Raw genomic sequence first — 7,012 nt, forward strand, 5'->3', positions numbered from 1 at the left:
CGCAGCACCGGCAGGTCGCGCACCACGGTCGGGACACAACCGCTGCGGCCCGGGCGTGTTTTAGTTGGACTTCCTCACTTCCATCTCGGACGTCACTCTCTACGGCGAGCAGACCTAGTACTCCAGCCGCACTTCCAGTAGGCCGAGTCTTCGCTGGTAGTGGCTGGTTTTGGCGCGGTACTGGTGGCGTCGGCGCCATCGTGACCATCGATCGATATGATCAAGGGGTCGGATGATGGTGATCAGGTGTGCCAGGAGACGTCGGACCTCGCCGAGGGTGAGGCGGATGAGGCCGTCTCGTTCTGGTTCGTAGCCCCCTTTTCGGCCTGCGACGCGGTGGTGGCGAGGAAGGCGTGGGCCACCATAACGAGTGTTATGTGGCGGTACCAGGCGTCGTATCGGCGGACCTGGTAATGGTCGAGGCCGACCTCGTTCTTCGATGTCTGGAAGCACTCTTCGATCGCCCAGCGGGTGCCGGCGACGCGGATGAGGTCCTCGTCGGTGGTGTCGGCTGGTCCGTAGCACAGGTAGTAGGCCAGTTCGGTGGGTTTGGTGACGCTGCGGCGGATGAGCAGCCAGCGGGTGTGGCCGTGATCGGCGGTGCCGGTGTCGGGCAGGGTGGCGACCGCCCAGTCGTAGACGCGTGGGCCTTTCACGCCGTCGCCGCAGCTGCGCCGTTTCCAGGCCAGCGCGGGTGCCGCGGCAGCGAGGGCGTCAGCGCGGGCGCTGCCGTGTTCGGTCGGGATCTTCTGGTTGCTTGGTACGGCCAGGACGTAGCCGACGTGGCGTTGCTGCAGCCACAGCCGGAACTTGCCGTCTTTGCCGTAGGCCTGATCGGCGGTGACCCACTTCGCGGGCAGGCCGGCATCCAGCGCGCGGGCGAGCATCCTCAGCCCAAGCGCCGGCTTGGTCGCGAAGCGGACCTCATCGCCGATACTGGCCTCGCGGCGGCGGGCCTGGTCGTCGCACCAGGTGCGAGGCAGGTACAACTCGCGGTCCAGCAGCACCCGCCCGCGTGGGCTGGCATAGGTCAGGAACACACCGAGTTGGCAGTTCTCGACCCGGCCTGCAGTGCCGGAGTATTGCCGCTGGACCCCGGCGGACTTCGCGCCCTTCTTGACGAAGCCGGTCTCATCCACAATCAGCACCCCGGCGGGATCGCCGACCTGTGCCGCTGCGTAGTCGCGCAGATCGTCGCGGACGGCGTCAGCGTCCCACCGGGCGGCGTTGAGCAGCCGCTGCATCTTGTCCGGGGACCGGTCACCCGCCGCCTCGGCCAGGGTCCAGCCGTTCTTGTCCGCCAGCGGCGACAACAACCCGAGCAGGTAGTTACGGGCCTGCCGACGCGGCTCCACCCCGACCGAACCGGGGCGCCAGAACCGCCATGAGAGCATCGAACGCCGACATCCAGCCCGGCACCGCATCAACCGACACGAGCCGACAGTCTACATAGGACGATCAACAATCCCGACCCGGCCCAACCGAACACCAAAACCGTTACTGACCAGGCAAGATGTCAAGGGCGGAAGTGCGGCTGGAGTATTAGGCGGCGGCTGCATCTCAGGGTTGGATCAAGCGAGGCTGACCGGGCCATCCCCGGACCCGGCCACGAAATCCGGGACACCCATAGCTACCGGTCCATTCGTCGCCGCGCTCCGCGTACCGTGGAGGCGCTGAAATGTACAGCCGAGAAGGGAGACCTACGTGGACGCTCGGCTGTTGTCGACCTTTGACGCGCGGTTGCGCCGTTTTGGCCAAGGCGATTGGGCTGCAGTGCTCGACCCGGTGGCCCTCGTCGAGGCACGCCGCCTCTGGGAAGGGTCCACTACCGTCGCAGACAGCGGCGAGTCCGGCACCGACCTTCATGTCGTGCTGATGCTCGCCTGGTTTCACCTTTTTCGCTACCGGGCGCTACCGGCAGCGAAGCATGGGCATGATCTGCAGAACGCACGGCGACTGTTTGCCGCCATCCGAAACGTGGATCAACGCCTCGTGCCCGACGACGTCCCGATGCTGATCGGCGAGCGGGGATGGCCCGCCGAGGAACTTCCGGACCGGTACGGGGCCGAGGCAGTGCGCCTGTTCGAGGCATTCCAGCGATCGGGACATGCCGACCTGCTTGATTCGGCCGTTGAAATGTTCGCCCGGACCGCCGCGGCGACACCGTCGGAGCATCATCTTCTGCCGCCGACCCTCTCGAACCTGAGCGTTGTCCTGCGCACCCGTTTCGAGCGTGCCGGGCGGCGCCAGGACCTAGACGAGGCGGTGCAAGCCGGCCGGGCCGCCGTTGCTGGTTCCGCCGCGCATCGGCGAGGTAGGAGCGGGTTCATCGCCAACCTCGCCGCTGCCCTGGCAGTTCGATACGAGAACGGCGAGCACGCCGCAGACCTGGCGGAAGCCATTGCCTACGGCCGCTTGTCGCTCACAGAAACTGCAACCTCCGACCCCGACCGCTTACTGTGTCTGACAACGCTTGCTTCGGTCCTCCTCATGGAGTTCGAGCGAACAGGAGCGTTCGAACACATCGACGAGTCAGTGAGTCTTGGCCGCAGCGCCGCCGACAGTGCCGGCCCGGATGACCCGCGCCGTTCGACGGCGTTGTCGGCCTTGGGGCTTTCGTTGCGCAACCGGTTCGAGTTGACCGGGAGGGACGCCGACCTTGACGAGTGCGTTCGCACGACGCGCGCCGCCATTGCCGCGGCTGCAGCCGTTCACCGTGCGAGCGCCGGCGACCTCGCAAATCTCGGGCTTGCCCTGCGACTACTGTTCGAGCGCACGGGAGATCGTGCGAACTTGGAAGAGGCGGTAGAGGTTGGTCGTGCTTCGGTCGCCACGACGCAGCCGAGTGAGCCGAAGATCGCCTACCGCCTTCTGAACCTCGCCGGGTCGCTGCGAGTCCGGTTCCAGCACGTCGGGCACTTTGCCGATCTTGAGGAATCAATGAGCATCTACCGCGGGACCATTGCGATGCTGCCTCGCGGGCACACGTACACAAGCCTATTTCTCTCTAATCTCGCGGCCTCCCTGCAGACGCGGTTCGAATACATGCAGGACGTGGCGGATCTCGATGAGGCAGTCGAATTCGGTCGACGCGCCGTCGCGGCGATGGCGCCCGATCATGTGGATCGCACCGACTACCTAACGAACCTGGCAGGGGTGCTGCATCTGCGATTCACGCGACGAGCCGCTGGTCCCGATTTGGACGAGGCTCTAGAGATCTCGCGGTCCGTTGTGGCCGACACCGCGCCGGCACACCCGAACTACGCTGCCCATCTGTCGAACCTCGGCGGTGTTCTGCTCAGCACGTTCTTCCGGACGCACGACGTGCACGATCTGGACGAGGCGATAGCGGCAGTCCGGGCCGCCCTCCAGGCACTCCCCGACGATCATCCGAACGTTGCCCGCTTCGGCGCGAACCTGGCCCAGGCACTGCGTTTCCGGTTCGAACACGGCGGGAACAAGACCGACTTCGACGAGGCCGTCAGCTGCTGGCGTGCCGCGGCCGTCGCACCGACCGGAGCGGTGCGGTACCGCGTGGCCGCCGGCGAAGCCTGGGGTCAACTGGCGGCGCAGCAGCATGACATGCCATCCGCGGCGGCCGGCTACCTAGCGGCGATCCGCCTGTTGCCGGTGCTGGTCTGGCACGGGCTCAACCGCGACTCAATCGAACGGCATCTCCGTCTGTTGGGTGGGCTGGCCAACGACGCCGCCGCCTGCGCCGTGGACATCGGCGGTTCCGCACACGCGATCGAGACCCTCGAACAGGGTCGGTCGGTGATCTGGGTGCATCTGTTGCACAGGCGCACCGACCTAACCGTGCTCGCCGAACGGGCACCAGGTTTGGCCACGAGGCTCGACGGTGTCCGCCGACTCCTTGACACCCCCGTCGCCACCCTGGGCGTCCCGGACGCTGGAACGGACCGGCTGGTCACAAACCTCCAGGGCTGAGGGGGGGCGGCGGTGATGATGGGGAAGGCAGTCCGCGCGATGCGCAGGGCAGTCACGATAATCCCGCTCGCGGCGGAGATGCTCGACGGGCTCGGCAATTGTGGGTCCGGTGTCAACGGTGGCTAGTAGATCGCGGACGATCACCAGCATCCGGTCTTCTCTCACGTAAAGATTTCGCGGCCGCTCGCGCTGTGGTCGTGCACTGGTGTAACCGTGTCGGCAGCGATCTGCAGCCCGACCGTGCGACCAGCATGGGTCCAGCACCCGCCCGCACCATCGCACCAGCGACTTGCCGCTGCCTCTACTCACGGCGGTCTGGTGCATCGCTACCAGTTGGTCGGCCTGCTGTGGAGATCACCCATTCATCAGCGCCCGTCCATCGCTGAATCCTCGACGGGCCGGGCAAGTGCGATGGGGCGTGGTGAGCAGGCTGGCGGTTCCACACCTGCCGGCCCTTGTACTTCGCGTTGCCCAGGATCGCCTGGACAGTGGTGAGTCCCCACGTGCCGCCGACTCGGTGCCGGTTCGAGCCGCACGAGGATGTGGTCGTCGTCGATGTGCTCCCTCAGCGCGCTGGGGCGTCCTCGATCGGGTCGGACCGGCTCATGACGCAGCGGAATCCGACCCCACGACTCCACCGTGAGCAGGCCGGTCTGCAGGACGACGGCTCCCAGCTGCACGCGTCCTGCGCCGCGATGCGATCGGCCGGCGGCCGTCCGTCTGGGCCCGGGCCCAGACGGAGGGCTGGGTGCGCCCGGACGTGACCCCGAACGGGCTGCTGGCGCTGGCCGCCGGGGTAGCCAGGCCAGAGAATAGACCGGCGGCACGCCTCACCTCATCCCGCGGCTGCTGTCGATCGCGGTGGACGGCCTGGTCAGCCGCTAACCCGTCGGCGCCACAGGACCCTGCGCACGACGACAACGGCGCCGGCCGCGATCAGCAACAGCGGCACCGCGGTGCAGAGGCTCACCTGCATCAGGACGCCCCAGCGGACGGGCAGCAGCGAGGGCGACGAGGTCGGGCCGGCGAAGGTGCCGTCGCGGATGAGATCCTGCGGAATGTCGATCGAGGTGACGTCGTTCGGCGGGTCGAGCAGGACGCTGACGGTGTCGTCGCTGCGCAGGGCGAGGACGCGCACGTCGCCGGTCTCGTACCAGCCGGTCTCCGTGAAGTACTCATCGTCCTTCGCCAGGCCGTCCTCGGGCCGGGACTGCACGACGACGAGGTCGGTGCCGTGCCAGCCCAGCGCTCGCATCGCCATCCCGGGCGCGGCCGGCAGCGGCGGGCCGGCGACGTCGGCGCCGGTGGCGGCGTCCACGTAGGACACCGTCCAGCGGCGGGCCGCGAGCTGGTCGCGGTCGCAGACGTCGGTGCAGCCGTCGAGGGTGATGATGGCGATGGCCCTGCCGTCCGGGGTGTAGGCGCCCGAGCCGGCGAGATGCCGCTCGGCCCCGAGGTCCCTGTCCCACAGCGGCGTGCCGCCGGCGTCGTATGCGCGCAGCACGGTGCCGTTGGTCGAACCGGGCACTGTGAGCACCAGGTTCCGCCCGTCCGGTGCGAACGCCGCCGCCCACGCCAGGCTCACGTCGCCAGCCTCGAAGATGTCCGCCAGCGGTACCGAGTCGGCGGTGTCCAGATCCAGTAGGGCGTAACGCAAAGGCAGCACAAGGTGCTTGGCGTCGACCGGGACCTTGAAGTCTTCGAGGTGGCTCAGCACCAGCGCCGCACCGCCGTCCGGTCGCCAGGCAGCGATGCCGTCGACGTAGTAGTCCCGTTCTGCCCGCCGTATCCCGCGCTGACGCAGCTGCGGCAGGAGGGCAACGAGTTCCTCCGGGGTCAGGACGTCGCCGAGATCATGCCCTATCTGCTGGTCGACGCATTCGACAAAGTCGCCGCCGTCCTGGCCGAGATACCGTCCCGGTACCGCAGCGATCCCTTGATCGCCATGGCCGGCTGGGCACCGGGCGAGCGTCTCGTCGAGGTGCTCGCCGGTGAACGACTTCCTGACGCACCTCCCCGATGGGGCCGTCGATGTCGTCCTGGCCGCCGCCGCGCAGCGCCGATACCTCATGAACCGCTGCCGGCTGGTCACCCCGCTGGTACCGCGCCTGCTGGAGGAGACCATCCAGAAGTTGGTCGCCGACCTCGAGGCGGCGCCGCGGGACCTGGGCCCGGATGAGCTGGAACGCACGCGGACCCTCGTGGCGGCCGCCCACCGCATCGGCGACGAACGGGAGCGGGTCCGCATCCTCGACGGCGTTCTCGCCCGGGCCGAGGGGCCGCTGCCGTCGTGGTATGTCTTCGGCCCCGCACTGCTCGACATGCTCGGGTTCGCGCCCGAGGAGGTCCGGCGGCGTGCCGTCGCCGCCGCCCTCGACCTCTGTGTGGCCCAGTACACCGACGGTGATCCGGAGGCCCTCATCGCTCGGTTGCACGGGAACGAGCTGCCGGAGGCGCTCGAGCGTCTCCGGACGATCTCCGACGTGGCCAAGCGGCGCCTGGCGGTGGCGGCGGTGCTACGCCGGGCCGGGGAGGTGGGCGGTCGAGACGCCGTGCCCGGTCTGCCGGTGCTGACGGCGTGGCCGGCGGCGACGGTGCGCGCGGATCTGTTCACCCTGGTCGCGGCGTCGGCCTGGTGGATCCGTGACGCCGCCGGGGCCGACGGCGTGCACGAGACTGTCAAGGCCATCCTCGACGTGAGCCGCTGGTGGCGCTGAGGCGAGTCACCAGTGGCGCTGCATCGCCGAGCACCTACCAACGCAACTACTCGCCGAGGCCCCACCGCGGCAACACGAAGTGGGCATCTCCTTGCTCCGAGACGAGGACGGCGAAGTCGTCGACGACGAGCTCGCCCAAGAGGCCCTACACGAGGTTTACGGTGCTGGGACAATGACTGCTCAACACGTTGAGGAGACGCGGGTTCACGATAGGATCGAACGCATGCATACCTGTTTCATGCAGGGATGCTACGAATCGGGGTTCAAGTCCCCCCTTCGACACCAATTTGTGGTATATGTGCGCCATTCAAGTGTCCCGTGTCCAAGTGCCCTTGAACACGGGACTG

Annotated in this window: 3 protein-coding genes and 1 pseudogene; 2 read left to right on the top strand and 2 right to left on the bottom strand. The window is 67.9% G+C overall.

The features are described from left to right. Positions 1–242 precede the first annotated feature (242 nt). Positions 243–1,407: pseudogene (locus tag IEZ31_RS54025) on the bottom strand (IS701 family transposase). 297 nt (positions 1,408–1,704) lie between these two features. Here IEZ31_RS54025 and IEZ31_RS54030 point away from each other — a divergent pair. Then, positions 1,705–3,948 (top strand): hypothetical protein, encoded by a 2,244-nt coding sequence (locus IEZ31_RS54030; RefSeq protein ID WP_190257980.1) that lies wholly within the window; start codon positions 1,705–1,707, stop codon positions 3,946–3,948. Positions 3,949–4,822: 874 nt separating this feature from the next. On the opposite strand, the gene IEZ31_RS54040 is transcribed toward IEZ31_RS54030, so the two are convergent. Continuing rightward, positions 4,823–5,665, bottom strand: a complete 843-nt coding sequence (locus tag IEZ31_RS54040; protein ID WP_190257981.1) for a hypothetical protein — start codon at positions 5,663–5,665, stop codon at positions 4,823–4,825. A 274-nt stretch (positions 5,666–5,939) separates the two neighbouring features. Between IEZ31_RS54040 and IEZ31_RS54045 the strand changes: the two genes are divergently transcribed. Further along, on the top strand, positions 5,940–6,665 hold the full coding sequence (locus IEZ31_RS54045; protein ID WP_190257982.1) for a hypothetical protein: 726 nt from the start codon (positions 5,940–5,942) through the stop codon (positions 6,663–6,665). The last annotated feature ends 347 nt before the right edge of the window (positions 6,666–7,012 follow it).

The sequence above is a fragment of the Dactylosporangium sucinum genome (assembly GCF_014647515.1).
GTDB lineage: Bacteria > Actinomycetota > Actinomycetes > Mycobacteriales > Micromonosporaceae > Dactylosporangium > Dactylosporangium sucinum.